Raw genomic sequence first — 17,594 nt, forward strand, 5'->3', positions numbered from 1 at the left:
TCTGATGCAACGTTCTTTTCTTGCGCAAAACCCATCCGTGATGTGGTTCCTGGCAGCCCTTGGCCTGTTCACCGTTGTGGTCACGCTCTTGGCCGAGGGGACTGGTTCTTCGGTGATCTCCACCTCGTTTGTGAAGACTTTGGGCAAGGTCCTGTGCCTGTGCCTGATTGCAATCGCGATGGATGTGGTCTGGGGCTATTGCGGGATCCTGTCGCTTGGCCATTTTGCCTTCTTTGGCATCGGCGGTTATTCGGTCGGCATGTGGTTGATGTACGCCCGGACCGAGGCGATTGTTGAAACCAGCATGGCCTCAAGCGTGATCCCTCCGACACCGGGCGAGGTGCAGGATGCAATTGCGGCTCAGATTTTTGGTGTGGTGGGCGCGTCTGAATTTCCGGCGATCTGGATGTTCTCGCACTCCTTGGTGCTGCAATTGCTGATGGTGGTGCTGGTGCCGGGCGTTCTGGCGCTTGTGTTTGGCTGGCTGGCGTTTCGCAGTCGGGTGACGGGCGTATACCTGTCGATCCTGACACAGGCGATGACGCTGGCGCTGTCCTTGTACCTGTTGCAAAACGATTCTGGTCTGCGCGGCAATAACGGGCTGTCGGGCTTGCAGAATATTCCCGGCTTTGACCATTTGCCGCAATCGACGGTTTCCATCGTGTTTTTCTGGGCCTCTGCGGTGGCTTTGGGCGCGGGGTATCTTCTGTTTGCGCGGGTTCTGTCCGGCAAAATGGGCAGCGTGATCCGCGCGGTGCGCGATGATGAGGTGCGGGTGCGCTTCCTGGGCTATCACGTGGAAAGCTATAAGCTGTTCGTCTTTACCTTGACGGCGATTGTGGCTGGTATTGCAGGCGCGCTCTATTACCCGCAGGCAGGCATCATCAACCCGACCGAGGTTGCGCCGATCGCCTCGATCTACTTGGCGGTCTGGGTGGCAATTGGCGGGCGCGGGCGGCTTTATGGCTCGGTCATCGGGGCGGCCTTTGTCTCGCTCTTGGCGAGCTGGTTCACCGGCGGCGGCGCACCCAATATCAACCTGGGCTTTTACACCATCCAATGGACCGAATGGTGGCTGGTCCTGTTGGGCGCAAGCTTTGTCGCGGTGACGCTCTTCTTCCCCGGTGGTATCGGATCCTTGTTTGATCGGTTGAAAGGAGAGGCCAAATGAGCACGCTTCTCGAACTCTCTGGTGTGTCCGTCTCTTTTGACGGGTTCAAGGCGATCAACAACCTGTCGTTTCAAATTGGCGAGCCCGAGCTGCGCGCCATTATCGGCCCAAACGGCGCAGGCAAGACAACGTTTATGGATATTGTCACGGGCAAAACCAAACCCGATGAAGGCCGCATTGTGTTTGGGGAGAAAAACATCTCGCTGATCGGGATGTCCGAAAGCAAGATTGCCCGCGAAGGGGTCGGGCGCAAGTTCCAGAAACCCACGGTGTTTGAACAGCAAACCGTGCGGGAAAACCTGGCCATGGCGTTGAAGAACCCGCGCGGCCCGTTTGAGGTGTTGTTTTATCGCAAGACCAAACTGGGTGCTGACCGGATCGAAGCGCTGGCGGAGCAGATCGGCCTGTCGGATGAGTTGACGCGCGTGGCGGGCGAGCTGAGCCATGGCCAGAAACAATGGTTGGAAATTGGCATGTTGCTGGCACAAGAGCCGCGCTTGTTGTTGGTGGATGAACCCGCCGCGGGCATGACTCCGGCCGAGCGGGAGAAAACCACGTCGATGTTGGTCGAAGCTGCCAAAACCCGCGCGGTTGTGGTGGTGGAACATGACATGGAGTTTGTCCGTCGGCTGAACTGCAAAGTGACCGTGCTGCACGAAGGCGCGGTTTTGGCCGAAGGGTCGCTGGATCACGTGACCCAGAATCCCGAAGTCATCGAAGTCTATCTGGGGCGCTGAACAATGCTGAAACTTGAAAACCTGACTTTGCATTATGGGCATTCCCAGATCCTCTATGACATCTCCATGGAGGCCGAATCCGGGGCTGTCACCTGTTTGATGGGCACCAATGGCGTTGGCAAAACCAGCCTATTGAAAGCCATATCGGGCACCCATGCGCGGTCTGGTGGTGACATGGTCCTGAATGGTGAGACGGTCGCGAAGTCGACGCCCGCCCATATTCTGGCGCAGATGGGCGTGGGCTATGTTCCGCAAGGGCGCGATGTCTTTCCGCTGATGACAGTGAAGGAAAACCTGGAAACCGGATTTGCCTGCCTGGAGCGCAGTGAACATAGGATCCCGGATGAGATCTATGAGCTGTTTCCGGTGTTGAAAGAGATGCAGAACCGCCGGGGAGGGGACCTGTCAGGTGGGCAGCAGCAACAGCTGGCGATTGCCCGTGCGTTGATCACCAAGCCCAAGCTGTTGTTGTTGGATGAGCCCACAGAAGGCATTCAACCCAATATCATCAAACAGATCGGTGAGGTCATTAAATACCTGCGGGAACGCGGCGATATGGCGATTGTTCTGGTCGAGCAGTTCTTTGACTTTGGCTATGAGCTGGGCGACCATTTTGTCGTGCTGACCCGCGGTGAGGTGGTGCATAACGCGCTGCGGGCTGAGACCGAGCGGGACGCATTGCTGGCCAAAGTGTCGGTCTGATTACTTGACAGTTGGAGCGGCGGATTTGGCAGGCTTCTCCTGCTGTTCGCTCCAGCTGATCCGCATGTCGACCTTGCATTGCCCGTCGGATCGGTCCGCCTTGAGCCGCAGGGTCATCAGCCCATCTACTGGCAGGACCAATTCGTCATCCCCTTCGCCCAGTGTCAGCTCTCCTTTGCTGATGCCTTTGGTCAGGGCTTCCAGCAGGGATTTGATGGTCTTGCGATCCTGAAGCGACTCGTGGCGAAACTTGCCGTCGGCGTAACCCATGTCAGGCGAACTCTTTCTGTTGTGCGCGCGGCTGCGGCATCTGTGCCTGCAAGCCCACACAGTGTGGGTGAAAATGCTTGGCCTTTGGATAATCCGAGCTGAGGCCGATAATGTCACCCGAGGGATAAATCAAAGTTGCGCCCGCGCCAATGCCCGACAGCCCTTCGCGCGCGCGCGACGCCCGGTCCAGGGTCACATCCGCCTCAAGATGCAACAATCCGCGTTTTGCCAGCAACCGCTGGCCATTGTGGTTGTTCACATGGCCCTGAACCACCAGTTTTAGCCCAGCCTGATGCAGCAGGCGCACGCCGTGATCGGTCAGCACTTTATCTGAGGCGCGGTATTTGGTGCGCACCAGATTGGCGATAGGGCCAAAATAAAACGCAAACAGATCGCGTTTGGCATCCCGCCGGAACCGCGTGTTCACAGCTGCAGGGCCGTCCTGGACCAGCAGTTCACACATGCTGTCATCCAGACCCGCATGAACAAACAGAACAGAGCCTGTTTGCAAGATCACATCCATCCGCTGGAAAAACCAATGATAGGGGCCGGTGGGCTGCAGGAATAATTCATGACACAGAAGGGCTGCGCCAAAGACCTCGCGCATGGTGAGGCCCGCGTCAGCCACATTCTGCGTGAATTGGCTGCCTTTTTCGCGCAAGCGGCGCAATTCCTTGTTGATCGCTTCTGGTGCCAGATGCGGCGCGGCGGCTTTTGGAAATTCGTCAAACCAGCTTTCGCTGGGGCAGATGCGTTCGCGGCATTTGGCTTCGCTGGGCAGGCGGGTCAGACGCTGATCGCTGCCGAACCTGTGCCAGACCTCACGCAGCAGCGGCAGCGCCTTGCGACCCATGCGCACAAACAAATGTTCTGTCAGCGGATTGCGTGGTGTGGCAAGAGCGCGCACGGCAAGCATCAGGCGCAGATCGTGGTTCCCCGCCAGCAATGTGACCTTGGCACCGGTGGCAAACAGGGCAGACAGCGTGTCCAACATATCCAGATTAGAGGGACCTTTGTCCAGGCAATCGCCGCCGACCACCACATGGGCCAGATGGCCAAACCCGGTGAGGGTGAAATCCGCAAGCCCCGCCCCGGTTCGGCAGATTACACCTGCCGCCACCAGTGATCGCAGAAAGCTTTCGGCATCCGCATGCGGGTCCGAGACAAACACAACCGGTCGCGTGGGCCAGTTCCAGTCACTGCTGTTGGATGTCGCCAGTGAGCTGTGGAATTCCTGAACAGCCCCACCCGAGTGGGGTTCTGATACAGGCCAGGCCTCACAATTCAGCGGCAACGGTTCAAAATCACAAAACGCGTCAAAAACGGGGGGCAAAAGCGGCCCGCCACGGGGCTGCAAAAGCTGAAAGTCAGCCAAGGCACAGGTCCTTTAGTCCAGCGAAGTCTCATCTTTGCGACGCACTTTCCAAGCGCCGCCGCAGTGGGACCATGTACCATCGTCATTGTAACAGAGGAGTAACGGGCGCGCATGATACATGCTGTGCGCGGCGATCTCTGGCTTGCGCATGACGCCCAACAGATACGCCGCATGGCGAAAGGCCGCACCATGGCCAAAAGTCAGCGTCAGTTTTCCTTGGGCTTCGGTGTTCTGGGCCAGCCGCGACAGGAACCCGGCGACCCGCGCACCGGCCATCATCAGGCTTTCGGCCCCTTGAAGCGGCAGGCAATAATCGCTTTGCGATTTCCACCCCTTAGGTGGGGCTTCAAACCGCGGATCCAAAGCCAGGGCCGTCTCAATCTCGGTCAGGGTCATATTTGCGGCACTTCCCAAAGCGCGCTCTGACAAGGCCTCGGTCTGGGAGAGGGTGAAGGGCAGGTCCAGCTGATCAGTGGTGAGTTTCGCGGTTTGCCAGGCCCGCAATTGGTGGGAGGAATAGGCGGTCCGGTTCCAGGTGACGCCAAGCGGCGCGTGCAGGTCCTGCAGCAATGACGCGCAATCGCGCGCCTGTTGCTGGCCTTCCTCGGTCAAGGGATGGGGCTGCAGCGCGCTGGGCGTGTCAGCGCGCTGGTGGTAGGCGCCGTGACGGATCAGCGCGATGTAGCCTTTGGGCGTGCTCATTCGAACAGCTTTGCGCCGATTTGGGCCAGGGCGTCAAAGTCCACCCGGCCTGAGACTTCGCTGATGGTCACCCCGGACAAGGCCGCCAGATAAGGTGCCGGATCCAGCGGATCACTGTCCTGCAGGAACCGTCCGGTTTGATCCTGATAAAACGGACCCGCGCTTTTCATAATGGCGGACAGAAGATCCGGGCGCGTGGCGAGATCAACCTGGGTCACTTGGGTCGGCTCTGCGCCGCCGCGTTGCCAGTTCAACACCCAGAAATCGGTCAGAGGTGCGCTGTATTGGATGCGATCTGCGCCATAAATGTCGGGCACCAACAGATCATGTTTCTCTTCCAGATCCCACAGCTCATCGGTTTCCATGGCATGCAGGCGCTCCATCTCGGCCTTGCTCAGCATCGGATGCAGCCGCGGGTTGCCCAGAATGGTGCCCGGGTTGATGCGCGGATGTTTCGGGATGCCAAGGCCCGTTGGCACCGGTGTGCCCACCTGGACCATCAGCCGGTCGTTGGTCACAAACCGTGTGTTGTCCAAATCCATCATCCGCAGGATCGAGGTCGACTTGCCTCCGCCCGAAAGACCGGCAATGGCCAGAGATCGCGTGCCATTGGTTACAGCGGCGGCATGGCAGATCTGCCAGCCCTCGCGCAGGCATTGGTTCAGGATCTGGGTGTTGATGAAATTCACCACCTGATTGGGATGCGAAGCGGTTGGGCCAAAGGCGACGATATGATCTGCGGATTGTAAAAAGGTCACCCCGGTGCGCACCTTGTAGATCAGCCGCGCGTCCTGCAGATCGACATAGGCGTCCTTGCGTCCGGTTTTGCCGGGTTCGCGGGCCCAATCCTGCCAATCCGGCGCGGGATCCAGCGCCTGACCTTCCAGCACGTCAATTCGCGCATCCACCGGTCCATCGTCCGCCACTGCATCCGCAAAATAACTGCGCAGCTCGTCCATCAATGGCGGCAACGCGCGGATCTGAACCCGCAGATGCCCGACCTTCAGGGTCAAAGGGGCGGTATCGTCCAGCGCTGACCGGTCGAGGCGATTCAGAATGTCTTGGGTGTTCATTGGGTGATCTCAGCAATAACGTGGTCGGTCACCAGGGCTGCGGCATCCAGGCCACAGCCATCGCGCACGCCGCGGAAGCCACCAAAGGCCGAGACTTCAAACACAATCGGCCCCTGATCGGTCAACGCCACATCGACGGTTGTAAAACTCAGTCCAAAGGGCGCTTGGGCACGGCGTGCCAGTTCGATCAGCGCGGCATCGGGTTCAAACGGTGCATATTTGCCGCCCGCGTGAATGGTGGTGTTCCATGTGTCCGAGCCTGAGACCCGCGCATAGGTGCACAGGTATTCGCCGTTCAGAAACACCATGCCCAGATCCTGACCAGACAGATCCAGTTTTTCTTGAATGTACATCACCTGGTGTTCAGCAGAAAAGGCATCGATGGCCGCGCTGTCGCCTGCATCGATCAGGGTCATCCCGCGTGCTTTGGTGGAATAGAGCGGTTTGAACACCGCGCTGCCAAAGTCATTGACGGCAGCCAGCGCAGCGGCCTTGTCCTCTGTCACCACAGTGCGCGGCATGGGGATGTCCGCCATGCGCAAAGAGACCGTGCAGGCCAGCCGGTCGATCAGCCGAATGATCGCTTCGGGGCGCGAGAACACCTTGACGCCTTTGGCTTCGGCCAGGCGCAACAGTTCTAAACGGTCCAAGACCTCGGGGCTGTAGATCTCGCTGATCTTTTTGATGATCAACGCATCATAGGTACACAGATCCTCACCCGCGTGCATCAGACGGCCCTGATCCAGATCCAGCGCCACGGCTCCCATGTCGATCACCCGACGAAAGCCCGTTTTGGCCTCAACCGCATCCGCCAAGGCTTCGGTGGACCATTTGCCGGGAATACCAATCACCCCGATTTTGAGTTCAGTCACTGAACAGCTCCTTTATCGGCAGTTTGAGCCGCGCTTCTTTTCCTTGGGGACAATGTACCGCCTGTTCCAACAGGTAACGGGCGCGGATCATCATCCGGCGGGCGTGGGCCTTGTCAAAAACAAAGCGGGTGGAAGAGGCGAAACTGCGTGCAAGCCCCAGGGCCAGCCGGTATTCAAAACCGCTGTCGCCTTGGGATTTGGCAAATTTCGCCGCCATTTTGTGGAAGTCACTTGCGACGGTTGCAACCCGTCGCCGGATGTCTGAGTCCTGAATTTGCAGACGGTAATTTGACACCATAAAGACCGAAACATCCTGAACGTAATCCATATAACGCGAGCGATGCAGGTCGATGAAGTGGATCCGCTTGTCGCTGCTGTCAAAGATCACATTGTCCAGGTTGAAATCGCCATGGATGTGCACGGAAAACGGCGCGGGCAAGGCGTTTTCACGGGTTTCGGCCTGTTTCACAAGGCTCTCGAAACTGGGGCGTTGCAGGTTGCCGATATGCATGGATTTGGTGCGAAACTCAGGGTGCACGCGGTGGACGCCTGCCATACGCGCACGCAGCTGTTTCATGGATGCCATTTCTGCTGGATCATCATGGCGCGTGCGCTTCCAGACATCGCGCAGGGTGCGCGACAGCGCGGTTTGCGCCTGGGCCAGGGTTGCGTCATCTTCGTTCAGCAGGACATGTTCAAAGGTCTGACCTTGGAGGTACTCGATCAACAAAGCGGCGGATTGGCCGTTTTTCTTGTATGACAGGATCTTGGGCGCAAGGCCCGGATAGATCGCTTCCCAGCTTTTGACGCCTGCGCGCTCTTCCTTGACCTTTTCCAGCTCACCATCCTTGAACACCGCATCAATCTGATCACGCGCGCCGGATTTTGACCGGATCGCAGAAATTGCGCTGCCTGACCGGGTTTCGGCCAAAGGTTCAAGCGCGACGTCCTCATGGTCGCCATCGGCATCGGACAGGATGTTTTTCAGGGTGAAATAGCGGTCAAAATGCACCGATTGCCCAATGGACACAGACAAGATCGCCTCGCTGATGCCTTGGATCGCCTCGCCCATGCGGCGGACCTCATTGGCAGCCAACAGGCTGTTGGACAGATCCTCGGTCTGTTTCAGCTTGCGCATGTCACGGGTGAGGGTGCGAAACAGCTGGTCATAAAGCGCGTCCAAATCTGTTTTGACTTGTCCCATCTTGACGGCGCGCTCGCTGTCGCGGGCTTCGATAGCGGGGATGATATCCTTGATCTGTTTGCGCAGGATTTTGATGGTTTTGGGATAGGCGGCTGGGCGCAAGAGTTCGGGGCGCGCAACATCTTCGGCGTGTTGCAGGCAGCGCCGCGCCATCCGGGCAATCAAATCCAAGTTCTGCGCCACCAGCGCGCAATTGTGCATCAAAAGCTGGGTATCGCGGCGGGTCTTTTTGCCTTTGATCGCGTCCTGACACCCACGTTGGACCCGCGACCACAGGTTATAGGAATAGCCCGCCCGCAGGATCACTTTTTGCGCGCGCGCCGGTTGTGGGTCGTCAAAATAGGCCTCAAGGCTGGTCAGCTGACCATCCAGTTCGGCGCACAGAAAATGCAAGTTCTCGCTCACAGAGCGCGGCAGACTACCCATCAAAGGTCCCCAGATATTCAGTTTTCAAGTCTGCGCGCAGATGCGGCGCATAGGCAGGTCGGAACAAATCGGCCTCTGTCACAGGGTCAGCCCAGCGGGTGGCGATTTGCGACGGATCCGGGTGTGGGCCTACGGCAGGCTGATAAGTTTCGTCAACCGTGCACAGAAACAGAATTTCCATTTGATGACGCAGGCCTGTTTCTTTGGGTTTAAAAACATCGGCAACGGCCAACAGCTGGCGGGGCACAACATCTGCGCCCACCTCTTCGAAACATTCGCGCTTCAATGCTTGTGTCAAGGTTTCCCCTGCCTCTTGCTTGCCGCCGGGAAGGGTCAAATAGGTCCCTTTGCCCGGTTTTTCCTTTACTTGCACCAGCACGCAACCTGCGCGCAAAACGACAGCCCGGACACAGGGCCGGATCGGTTCCAGGACGATGTGGTTACTCATGCTCATTGCGTAATAGGATTGTCTTGCAAAAGGTATATGATAGTGCGGACCAAACGAGTTGGAGATGATCTCAGTGGCGAACCTGAAACTCACCCGTAAGGTCGAGCTGCCGGACACATTGCGTGTTGCGCGCGCCAAAAGCCTCCCGAATATGGGCCCGCGTTTGTTGTTCTTCAGCGGCGGGAGTGCCTTGAACGACGTGTCCCGTGCGTTAAAGCATTATACGCATAATTCAATGCATTTGATCACCCCTTTTGACAGCGGTGGCAGTTCTCAGGTCTTGCGAGAGGCGTTCGACATGCCGGCCGTCGGGGATTTGCGCAGCCGCCTGATGGCCCTGGCCGATGAAACGGTGATGGGGCAGCCGGATATCTATCGTCTGTTTACCTATCGCTTTGCCAAGGATGCCGGGCCAGAGGTGTTGCAGGAAGAGTTCACGACGCTTCTGACTGGGCGCCACCCTTTGATGCGTGCGATTTCACAACCGATGCGCAGTTTGATTTTGACCCAGCTCAAACAGTTCGAAAGCCGCCGCCCTCCGGAATTTTCCTTTGCAGGGGCCAGTATCGGCAACCTTATCCTGGCGGGCGGCTATCTGGCCAATGAGCGCGCATTGGAGCCTGTGTTGTTCCTGATGTCCAAAATGGTTGCGGTGCAGGGCACGGTGCGGTCGATCATTGACCGCAATCTGGATCTGGGTGTTGTTTTAAATGATGGCACCACCATCATTGGCCAGCGCAATATCACCGGCAAGGAGGTCGCGCCGATCCATGACCGGATAAGCGAACTGTTTCTGGTTGAAGACGGCAAACGCGTGGAACGCGACGTTGTCAAACTGCCAAAACGCAACCGCAAGCTCATCAAAGAGGCGGATTTGATCTGCTACTCGCCGGGCAGCCTTTACACATCTGTTCTGGCCAATCTTCTGCCGCTGGACACCGGGCTGTCGATTGCCCGTCGCCATGTGCCCAAAGTGTACATCCCAAGCCTTGGGGCTGATCCGGAATGTCCGGGCATGACATTATTGGATCAGGTGGACGCGTTGATTGCAACATTGCGTGCGGATGCGGGTGGCAATTGCCCAACCGATGCGCTGTTGTCGGTGGTCCTGTGTGATGGCGCGGCCTTTGACCCCAGGATTGCCAATAGGATCCAGGAAAAACACAACGTGGCCTGTGTTGCAGTGCCGCTTGCACGCCGGGACCGTGCGGATCGTTATGACCCGGATTTGGTCAGCGCGGCCTTGATCTCCATGGTCTAAGGGGCCGGGTTTCGCGCTGGATCTGACCGGACCTGACCCGGCGTGTGTTTTCTGCTATGCTCCCTGCCAGACGGAAAGGAGCGGAGGATGACACACCATCGAACCCTGATACTGATCTGTCATGGCAAAACAGAGCCCGATTGGCAAGGCGAGGATATGTTGCGCCCATTGCGCCCCTCGGCCAAACGCGCGGCGCAGAAGTTTGGCTCTTTTCTGCTGGAACATCAGATCGACTGCCCTGTGCTGGCCTCCCCTGCGGTGCGGACGCGCCTGAGCGCGGAAAAAGCGGCCAAGGTCTGCGGCAAGCCCGTGCGGCGTATCCAATACGACAAATGGCTTTATCGACCGGGCCTGCCAGAGCAGATCGACATTCTGTCCCGCCACTTGATGCGCAATGATCTCATCTATTTTGGCCATGCTGCGGCGATGCAGGATCTGTTGCTGCATTTGGTTGGAGAGGTTGCGGCTGCGCACTTTGGGCTGGCCTGTCTGGCGCAGCTGTCAATTGAATTGGACGGGCGCACGGGGCGAATCGCGGCGGCAGAGCTTGACCGGATCAAAAGCGACAGGGCCTTGCCGGACGGGTTCCCCTTTCCGGCTCCGGGATCCGATGAACGCCGTCCCCGGCCTGCCTATTACTATACCCAGTCTGGCGTCGTGCCCTATCAGTTGACCAAGGACGGTGCGCGGATCTTGTTGATTTCAAACAAGAGCCGCCAACGTTGGGGGGTGCCAAAAGGGATTTGCGAACCGGGCTTGTCGCCCCAGGTCTCCGCCGCCAAGGAAGCGCTGGAGGAAGCCGGAATAACCGGTCCCGTGTCGGATCATGTTCTGGGTCATTACAAAGTGGCCAAGTGGGGCGCCGTGTGTTCTGTCCAACTGCATGCGATGCGCGTGGAGGGGCAACTGGATAACAGCGAATGGGCTGAAAACCGCAGGGCGCGGGCCTGGCATCCGGCGGATCAAGCAGCGGCCCATGTTCACAACCCATCCTTGTCGGGGCTGATCGCATCGTTTTCTCAGACCATTTCGCATCGGATCTGATGTGCTGCGGATCAACCGTTTCGGCCGAAGGGGGCGTTAACGCAAATTGTGTCCAAGAATTGCGCGCCCCTTCCCGATGTGATTAAATTTTGTGCATCGTCGCGTTGGGTTGGGTGCCGCGACGCAGGGGAAATAGTCAAGACGCTGAAGAAATGGTCAATCTGTGTCGGAACTCCTTTGATGACAGGTGAGACAATTACTGTTTGCGCGCCCATAACGCTGGCATCAGCTAATGAAACGGCACTGCAGCCGCCGCGCTCGGTCGGGCAAGCGCAGGTTTCAAGCCGCCTGTTGCAACAGGCCCGTGGCGCGACCTCCGTTCTGGGTGAACTTTTTCAAACGGGCGCTTTGCGTCTGGTCTTTCCCCATGGGCGTAGGGATCTGGAAGCGGTCATGGTCAACACCTCCGGCGGCATTACGGGCGGCGACCGATTTGAGGTGACAGCGACCGCTGAGGCGGGCAGCCAATTGACGATCACCACCCAAGCGGCTGAACGTGCCTATCGCGCCCCTGTGGGACAGATTGGGCAGCTGACCACCAACTTGAGAGTTGAAGAAGGGGCGTTTCTGCGCTGGTTGCCGCAAGAGACCTTGATTTTTGAAGGCTCCGCATTCCGCCGCCGCCTGTCCGTTGATCTGGCCGAGACCGCGCGGTTTCTGATGGTGGAGCCATTGGTGTTTGGCCGCACCGCGATGGGGGAGACGGTGCATAACGCCCGGCTGTGGGACCGGATCGCGCTGCGCCGTAACGGCGTGCCCATTTATCTGGATGGTCTGGAGATGGGACCGGACATTCAGGCCGAATTGAACCGGCCCGCCGTGGCCGGTGGCGGATGTGCCATGGCCTCTGTTGTCTTTGTATCGCCGACGGTGGAGGCGCTGATTGATCCGCTGCGCGAACTGTTGCCTGAAACCGGTGGTGCCTCCTTGCTGGGGGAGGATGTGATGGCGCTGCGGATTGTGGCGCGTGACGGGTTTCAGCTGCGCAAATCCCTGGTGCCGATATTGGACATGCTGACCGAGCACAGCCTGCCGCGCAGTTGGCGGCTGTGAGAGATGAGATTTTGACGTGAAAGGCGTATTTCGATGAACCTGACACCGCGTGAAAAAGACAAGCTTTTGGTGGCCATGGCTGCGGAAGTGGCACGCAAACGGCTGGCGCGCGGCGTCAAGTTGAACCACCCGGAAGCCATTGCGCTGATCACCGACGCTGTGGTGGAAGGCGCACGCGATGGCCGCTCGGTGGCCGAGATGATGCAGGCAGGGGCCGAGGTCATCAGTCGCGATCAATGTATGGCAGGCGTTCCCGAAATGATCCACGAGGTCCAGGTGGAAGCCACCTTCCCGGATGGCACCAAGCTGGTCACCGTACACAACCCTATTCGATAAACCACTCTCACCCGGCCCCGAACGATTGGGGCTTTGGGACCTTTGACAGGATATAGCGAAATGACACGACTGCACGCTCTCGCATTTGCCACCACACTCACCGCAGGTCCGGCGCTGGCCCATGGTGGGGCGCATGTTCATCCGCATGGGGCAGAGGTCTGGATTGCAGGCGCGCTGGCGGCAGGCATTGTGGCGATTGCGGCCAGCTATTTGTGGGGGCGCAAATGATCCCTGGAGAGCTGTTTCCGGCAGAGGGTGAGATTACCCTGAATGAAGGCGCTGAGGCGGTGACGCTGATGGTAGCCAATACCGGCGACCGCCCGGTGCAGGTGGGTAGCCATTATCATTTTGCGGAAACCAATCCAGGCCTGGATTTTGACCGGGCCGCGGCCCATGGCATGCGGCTGGATATTGCGGCTGGTACTGCGGTGCGGTTTGAGCCCGGCCAAGCGCGCGAAGTACAGCTGATCCCCATTTCCGGCGCGCGGAAAGTGTTCGGCTTCAACCAGAAGGTCATGGGGGGGCTGTGATGCAAGTGCCGAGGGCCGGGTCTGAGCCTGGGAGGGCATGGATCCATTGCCAGACCGCCTCAACGCTACTGCGCTATTTGAAGCATGCGTTTAGCGAACGCGGGGGAAAGCGTCCTCCCGAGGGGAGGATCGGGCGCGGCCCGGCCTGTTGTCCGGGCCGATTAACTGGCTTACAAGCGCTTGCTAGCCTCCTTCTGTTTGGCCTTACGGCTTGCAGTTCGCCTAAGTTTTTAATTGCAGACCCGTCAGGTGAGCTCCTCTTCGAAGGACGCCAAGGCTTCTGCTTCGTAGGCTGCAATGTACGACTAAGGCGTGCCGACGGTGTGGCTTGTTCTGGCTTTACGCCAGGACTGCAAAATGGTCGGCCACAAATAATACAAGTTTCGTGCCCTGATACGCCTCTCCAATCTTTAGAAACCAAGGACTGGAGTTTTGCCCAAGTGATAACTGGGGTTCTCCGCACAGAGAAACCGCTCGATGAACGGAACCGCGCTGCCGTAGACGGCGCCATCAATTCGCTGAACTGAGGAAGAAACATGCCCGCAAAAATCTCTCGTTCCGACTACGCCGCCATGTTTGGCCCCACGACCGGCGATCGGTTGCGGCTGGCTGATACGGATCTTGTGATTGAGGTGGAGAAAGATCTGACCACCTATGGCGAGGAAGTAAAATTTGGCGGTGGCAAGGTCATTCGCGATGGCATGGGGCAAGCGCAGACAACGCGAACTGAGGGCGCCGTGGATACCGTGATCACCAATGCGCTGATTGTTGATCACACCGGGATCTACAAGGCGGATGTGGGGCTGAAAGATGGGCGTATCCACAAGATCGGCAAGGCGGGTAATCCGGACACGCAACCGGGCGTGGATATTATCGTCGGCCCCGGAACCGAGGCGATTGCGGGCGAGGGGCGGATCCTGACGGCGGGCGGCTTTGACAGCCATATCCATTACATCTGCCCGCAACAGATTGACGATGCGCTGCATTCCGGTCTGACCACCATGCTGGGCGGAGGCACCGGGCCAGCCCATGGGACATTGGCCACCACCTGTACCCCCGGTGCCTGGCACCTGGGTCGTATGATGCAGGCCGCAGATGCGTTCCCGATGAACTTGGCCTTTGCGGGCAAGGGCAACGCGTCGCTGCCGGGCGCTTTGGAAGAGCAGATCAAGGGCGGCGCCTGCGCGCTGAAATTGCATGAGGATTGGGGCACCACGCCGGCGGCGATTGACTGTTGTCTGGGGGTGGCCGATGCGATGGATGTGCAGGTGATGATCCATACCGATACGCTGAACGAGAGCGGTTTTGTCGAACACACAGTTGCGGCCATGAAAGGCCGGACCATCCACGCCTTTCACACCGAAGGGGCAGGGGGCGGACACGCGCCAGATATTATCAAGATCTGCGGTGAGGATTTTGTCCTGCCGTCATCAACCAATCCAACGCGGCCCTTTACCGTCAACACGGTTGAGGAGCATTTGGATATGCTGATGGTCTGTCACCATCTGGACAAATCGATCCCCGAAGATGTGGCCTTTGCCGAAAGCCGGATCCGGCGCGAGACCATTGCGGCTGAAGACATTCTGCATGACATGGGCGCGTTTTCGATTATTGCGTCAGACAGCCAGGCCATGGGCCGCGTCGGCGAAGTGATCATCCGCACCTGGCAGACCGCCGACAAGATGAAGAAACAGCGCGGACGCTTGTCCGAAGAAACGGGCGAGAACGACAATTTTCGCGTCCGTCGTTATGTGGCGAAATACACCATCAACCCGGCGATTGCGCATGGGATCAGCCATGAGATCGGCTCGATCGAAGAGGGTAAACGCGCGGATCTGGTGCTGTGGAATCCGGCATTTTTTGGCGTGAAACCCGAGATGGTTTTGATGTCTGGCACCATTGTCTGTGCGCAGATGGGGGACCCAAATGCCTCGATCCCGACGCCGCAGCCGGTCTATTCCCGTCAGATGTGGGGGGCCTATGGCCGTTCGGTGGAACATTCTGCGGTCACCTTTGTATCCGAGGCAGCGCAGGCCGAAGGGATCGCGGACAAGCTGGGTCTTGCCAAACAGACGGTTGCGGTGAAACACACCCGCCAGATCGGCAAGAAGGATCTGATGCTGAATGACGCAACACCCGAGATTGAAGTGCATCCTGAAACCTATGAGGTGCGCGCCGATGGGGAGCTGTTGACCTGTCAGCCAGCAGTAGAGCTGCCGATGGCGCAGCGGTATTTCCTGTTCTAAGACAAGAGGTTAAATAAGTGTACTTGGCCTTGCAAAATCTGCATGACGGCTATTCCGAAGCGGGCCTACCGCTGGTACGAAAGGTCAGCTATGTTGTCTCACAAGGGGAGGATATCACTGAATTAGGAGAGATATCCAATGGCAACTCTAGCAACTGCAAACACCCGCCTGAACTTTTCGGTCTTGCTGAAACCGTTTGCGGCCGTGGGCAAGTTTCTGGTCACACTGGCCGAACAGGACGCACGTATGAAAGCCCTGCGCGCTTTGATGGCGATGACCGACGAAGAGCTCGCAGAGCGCGGTCTGAAGCGCGAAGACATCGTCCAGCACGTATTTGCGGACAAGTATTACATTTGAGTTTGGATGATCATACGGGGTGCGGCAAATGACCGTGCCTCAGATGATCGCACAAACGTATCACGGTCACGCTCACCAAGACCCGGTGGACCGTGTGATTTTGGACTATGAGGCCCGTTTCCTGCGCCGCAAGGTTCTAATGACTGAGAGTGGCGAACGTCTGTTGGTGGATTTGCAACAGACAACATCGCTAGATCACGGTGGCGTTTTGATAACGCAGGCCGGAGATGAGATAGAAGTCGCAGCCGCAGCAGAACCGCTGTTGGAAATTCGCGCATCGCACCTGACGCGTATCGCTTGGCATGTGGGCAACAGACACACCCCATGCCAGATCGAGACGGACCGTCTATTGATCCAGCATGATCACGTCATTCGCGACATGCTGAAACTTTTGGGCGCTGAGGTTGCGGAGGTTGTTGAACCTTTTACGCCAGAAGGCGGAGCCTATGGGCATGGGCGCACCCATTCCCATGATCACGGCCACGGTCATGGGCCGGATGCCGGTCATACCCATGAACATTGATAGCGCGCTTTTGGTACAGCAGTGGTTGTCGCCAGCCTTTCCAGTGGGGGCTTTTGCCTATTCCCATGGCATAGAAGGCGCGGTGGATGCAGGCTGGATTTCGGATGCGTCAGGCGTGCAAAGCTGGCTGGAGGACTTGCTGGCGTTTGGTGCGGGCCGCAGCGATCCTTTGTTCCTATCTGCAGCCTATAACGCTGCGGATGCGCAGGCCTTGGCCACGATCGACGCCCAGGCGCTGGCTTTTCAACCTTCAAAAGAGCGCGCCTTTGAGATGACCCAACAGGGGGAGGCCTTTGTGCGCACATTGGCCGCCGTCTGGCAGGCGGATCTGGACGTGCGTTGTTACCCGGTGGCGCTGGGGGCAGCCGCTGCCGCCCATGACATCGCGCTTGAACTGGTTTTGCCGCTTTATCTTCAGGCCTTTGTGTCCAATCTGATTGCCGCCGCCCAGCGTTTGTTGCCGATCGGCCAGTCGCAGGGGCAGGACATTTTGCGTGCGTTGACACCGGCGATCCAGGCCTCCGCCAAACGTGGGATGACCGGTGATCTGTCCGAACTGGCCTCGGCCGGGTTTTTGGCGGATATTGCAGCAATGAAACATGAAACCCAATACTCAAGGATTTTCCGATCATGAGCAGCATGAACGGCCCGCTTCGCATTGGCATTGGTGGCCCGGTTGGGGCTGGCAAGACAACCTTGACTGCCAATCTGGCACGTCATTTTGCGCAGACACATTCCATTGGCGTGATCACCAATGACATTTATACCCAAGAGGACGCCGAAGCTCTGATGCGGCTGCAGATCCTGCCGCAGGATCGGGTCATCGGGGTTGAAACCGGGGGCTGCCCGCATACGGCGATCCGCGAAGATGCATCGATCAATTTGGCCGCCGTGGCCGAGATGCAGAAAAGACATCCAGATCTTGATATGGTTCTGATTGAAAGCGGCGGCGATAATCTGTCGGCGACCTTTAGCCCCGAATTGGCCGATGTGACGCTATATGTGATCGACGTGGCGGCCGGTGAGGAAATCCCACGCAAAGGCGGGCCTGCGATCACGCGTTCGGACATCTTGATCATCAACAAAACGGATCTGGCGCCCTATGTTGGTGCCTCGCTTGAGGTGATGGAGCGCGACGCCACCCGGATGCGCGCCGGTCGGCCGTTTGTGTTTTCAAGCCTGCGCCATGGCGAAGGGGTCCAAGAGATAGCAAAGCTTTTGGCAGATATCGGTGGGCTGCCAGCGGCACGGGGCGCAGCCTGAA

Annotated in this window: 21 protein-coding genes; 14 read left to right on the forward strand and 7 right to left on the reverse strand. The window is 58.3% G+C overall.

The annotated features are described in order from the left end of the window. The first annotated feature begins 4 nt into the window (after positions 1 to 4). Genes urtC through urtE form a run of 3 tightly spaced genes read left to right on the forward strand, consistent with a single transcriptional unit; the run spans position 5 to position 2,610 of the window. On the forward strand, positions 5 to 1,171 hold the full coding sequence (urtC, locus tag GFB49_RS17185; protein ID WP_153217174.1) for an urea ABC transporter permease subunit UrtC: 1,167 nt from the start codon (positions 5 to 7) through the stop codon (positions 1,169 to 1,171). Beyond that, positions 1,168 to 1,908, forward strand: coding sequence for an urea ABC transporter ATP-binding protein UrtD (gene urtD / locus GFB49_RS17190; RefSeq protein WP_153217175.1), 741 nt, complete (start codon positions 1,168 to 1,170; stop codon positions 1,906 to 1,908). Before urtC ends, urtD begins: the two co-directional genes overlap by 4 nt. A 3-nt stretch (positions 1,909 to 1,911) precedes the next feature. After that, complete coding sequence (gene urtE / locus GFB49_RS17195; protein WP_153217176.1) at positions 1,912 to 2,610, forward strand: urea ABC transporter ATP-binding subunit UrtE; 699 nt, start codon at positions 1,912 to 1,914, stop codon at positions 2,608 to 2,610. Here urtE and GFB49_RS17200 read toward each other — a convergent pair whose 3' ends face one another. From GFB49_RS17200 to GFB49_RS17230, 7 genes are read right to left on the reverse strand one after another with little or no spacing between them, the layout of a single operon-like run. Then, complete coding sequence (locus GFB49_RS17200) at positions 2,611 to 2,880, reverse strand: amphi-Trp domain-containing protein (RefSeq protein WP_153217177.1); 270 nt, start codon at positions 2,878 to 2,880, stop codon at positions 2,611 to 2,613. A 1-nt stretch (position 2,881) separates the two neighbouring features. Then, positions 2,882 to 4,255, reverse strand: a complete 1,374-nt coding sequence (locus GFB49_RS17205; RefSeq protein WP_246149775.1) for a metallophosphoesterase — start codon at positions 4,253 to 4,255, stop codon at positions 2,882 to 2,884. Positions 4,256 to 4,267: 12 nt separating this feature from the next. Beyond that, positions 4,268 to 4,957, reverse strand: a complete 690-nt coding sequence (locus GFB49_RS17210; protein ID WP_153217178.1) for a histidine phosphatase family protein — start codon at positions 4,955 to 4,957, stop codon at positions 4,268 to 4,270. Next, positions 4,954 to 6,030 (reverse strand): HprK-related kinase B, encoded by a 1,077-nt coding sequence (locus tag GFB49_RS17215; RefSeq protein ID WP_153217179.1) that lies wholly within the window; start codon positions 6,028 to 6,030, stop codon positions 4,954 to 4,956. The genes GFB49_RS17210 and GFB49_RS17215 overlap by 4 nt, the downstream gene beginning before the upstream one ends. Continuing rightward, positions 6,027 to 6,902, reverse strand: coding sequence for a GAK system ATP-grasp enzyme (locus GFB49_RS17220; protein WP_343032623.1), 876 nt, complete (start codon positions 6,900 to 6,902; stop codon positions 6,027 to 6,029). The genes GFB49_RS17215 and GFB49_RS17220 overlap by 4 nt, the downstream gene beginning before the upstream one ends. Further along, entirely contained in the window at positions 6,895 to 8,532 is a 1,638-nt protein-coding gene (locus GFB49_RS17225; protein WP_153217180.1) for a phosphotransferase, read from the reverse strand. Before GFB49_RS17225 ends, GFB49_RS17220 begins: the two co-directional genes overlap by 8 nt. Further along, positions 8,525 to 8,980, reverse strand: coding sequence for an NUDIX domain-containing protein (locus GFB49_RS17230; RefSeq protein ID WP_214644981.1), 456 nt, complete (start codon positions 8,978 to 8,980; stop codon positions 8,525 to 8,527). Before GFB49_RS17230 ends, GFB49_RS17225 begins: the two co-directional genes overlap by 8 nt. Positions 8,981 to 9,044: 64 nt before the next feature. Between GFB49_RS17230 and GFB49_RS17235 the strand changes: the two genes are divergently transcribed. The 11 genes from GFB49_RS17235 (at position 9,045) to ureG (ending at position 17,593) form a co-directional block, all read left to right on the forward strand. Then, a complete protein-coding gene (locus GFB49_RS17235; protein ID WP_153217281.1) occupies positions 9,045 to 10,241 on the forward strand; it encodes a GAK system CofD-like protein in 1,197 nt (398 codons plus the stop codon). Between the two features lie 87 nt (positions 10,242 to 10,328). Then, positions 10,329 to 11,285 carry an NUDIX domain-containing protein gene (locus GFB49_RS17240; protein ID WP_153217182.1) on the forward strand — a complete coding sequence of 319 codons (957 nt, stop codon included), beginning with the start codon at positions 10,329 to 10,331 and terminating at the stop codon, positions 11,283 to 11,285. Positions 11,286 to 11,465: 180 nt separating this feature from the next. Continuing rightward, positions 11,466 to 12,338, forward strand: a complete 873-nt coding sequence (locus GFB49_RS17245; RefSeq protein WP_153217183.1) for an urease accessory protein UreD — start codon at positions 11,466 to 11,468, stop codon at positions 12,336 to 12,338. A gap of 33 nt (positions 12,339 to 12,371) precedes the next feature. After that, entirely contained in the window at positions 12,372 to 12,674 is a 303-nt protein-coding gene (locus GFB49_RS17250) for an urease subunit gamma (RefSeq protein ID WP_153217184.1), read from the forward strand. A gap of 60 nt (positions 12,675 to 12,734) precedes the next feature. Then, on the forward strand, positions 12,735 to 12,902 hold the full coding sequence (locus tag GFB49_RS21050; RefSeq protein WP_194269379.1) for a hypothetical protein: 168 nt from the start codon (positions 12,735 to 12,737) through the stop codon (positions 12,900 to 12,902). After that, a complete protein-coding gene (locus tag GFB49_RS17255; protein WP_153217185.1) occupies positions 12,899 to 13,204 on the forward strand; it encodes an urease subunit beta in 306 nt (101 codons plus the stop codon). Before GFB49_RS21050 ends, GFB49_RS17255 begins: the two co-directional genes overlap by 4 nt. A gap of 536 nt (positions 13,205 to 13,740) precedes the next feature. Further along, positions 13,741 to 15,450: an urease subunit alpha gene (gene ureC, locus GFB49_RS17260; RefSeq protein WP_153217186.1), complete on the forward strand. Its 1,710-nt coding sequence runs from the start codon at positions 13,741 to 13,743 to the stop codon at positions 15,448 to 15,450. Positions 15,451 to 15,588: 138 nt separating this feature from the next. Beyond that, a complete protein-coding gene (locus GFB49_RS17265) occupies positions 15,589 to 15,807 on the forward strand; it encodes a DUF1127 domain-containing protein (protein WP_153217187.1) in 219 nt (72 codons plus the stop codon). Between the two features lie 28 nt (positions 15,808 to 15,835). Next, on the forward strand, positions 15,836 to 16,330 hold the full coding sequence (gene ureE / locus GFB49_RS17270; protein ID WP_153217188.1) for an urease accessory protein UreE: 495 nt from the start codon (positions 15,836 to 15,838) through the stop codon (positions 16,328 to 16,330). Then, on the forward strand, positions 16,260 to 16,964 hold the full coding sequence (locus tag GFB49_RS17275; protein ID WP_246149776.1) for an urease accessory protein UreF: 705 nt from the start codon (positions 16,260 to 16,262) through the stop codon (positions 16,962 to 16,964). The genes ureE and GFB49_RS17275 overlap by 71 nt, the downstream gene beginning before the upstream one ends. Further along, positions 16,961 to 17,593: an urease accessory protein UreG gene (ureG, locus tag GFB49_RS17280; protein WP_153217189.1), complete on the forward strand. Its 633-nt coding sequence runs from the start codon at positions 16,961 to 16,963 to the stop codon at positions 17,591 to 17,593. Before GFB49_RS17275 ends, ureG begins: the two co-directional genes overlap by 4 nt. The last annotated feature ends 1 nt before the right edge of the window (position 17,594 follow it).

This window comes from Tritonibacter litoralis (genome assembly GCF_009496005.1).
Taxonomy (GTDB): domain Bacteria; phylum Pseudomonadota; class Alphaproteobacteria; order Rhodobacterales; family Rhodobacteraceae; genus Epibacterium; species Epibacterium litoralis.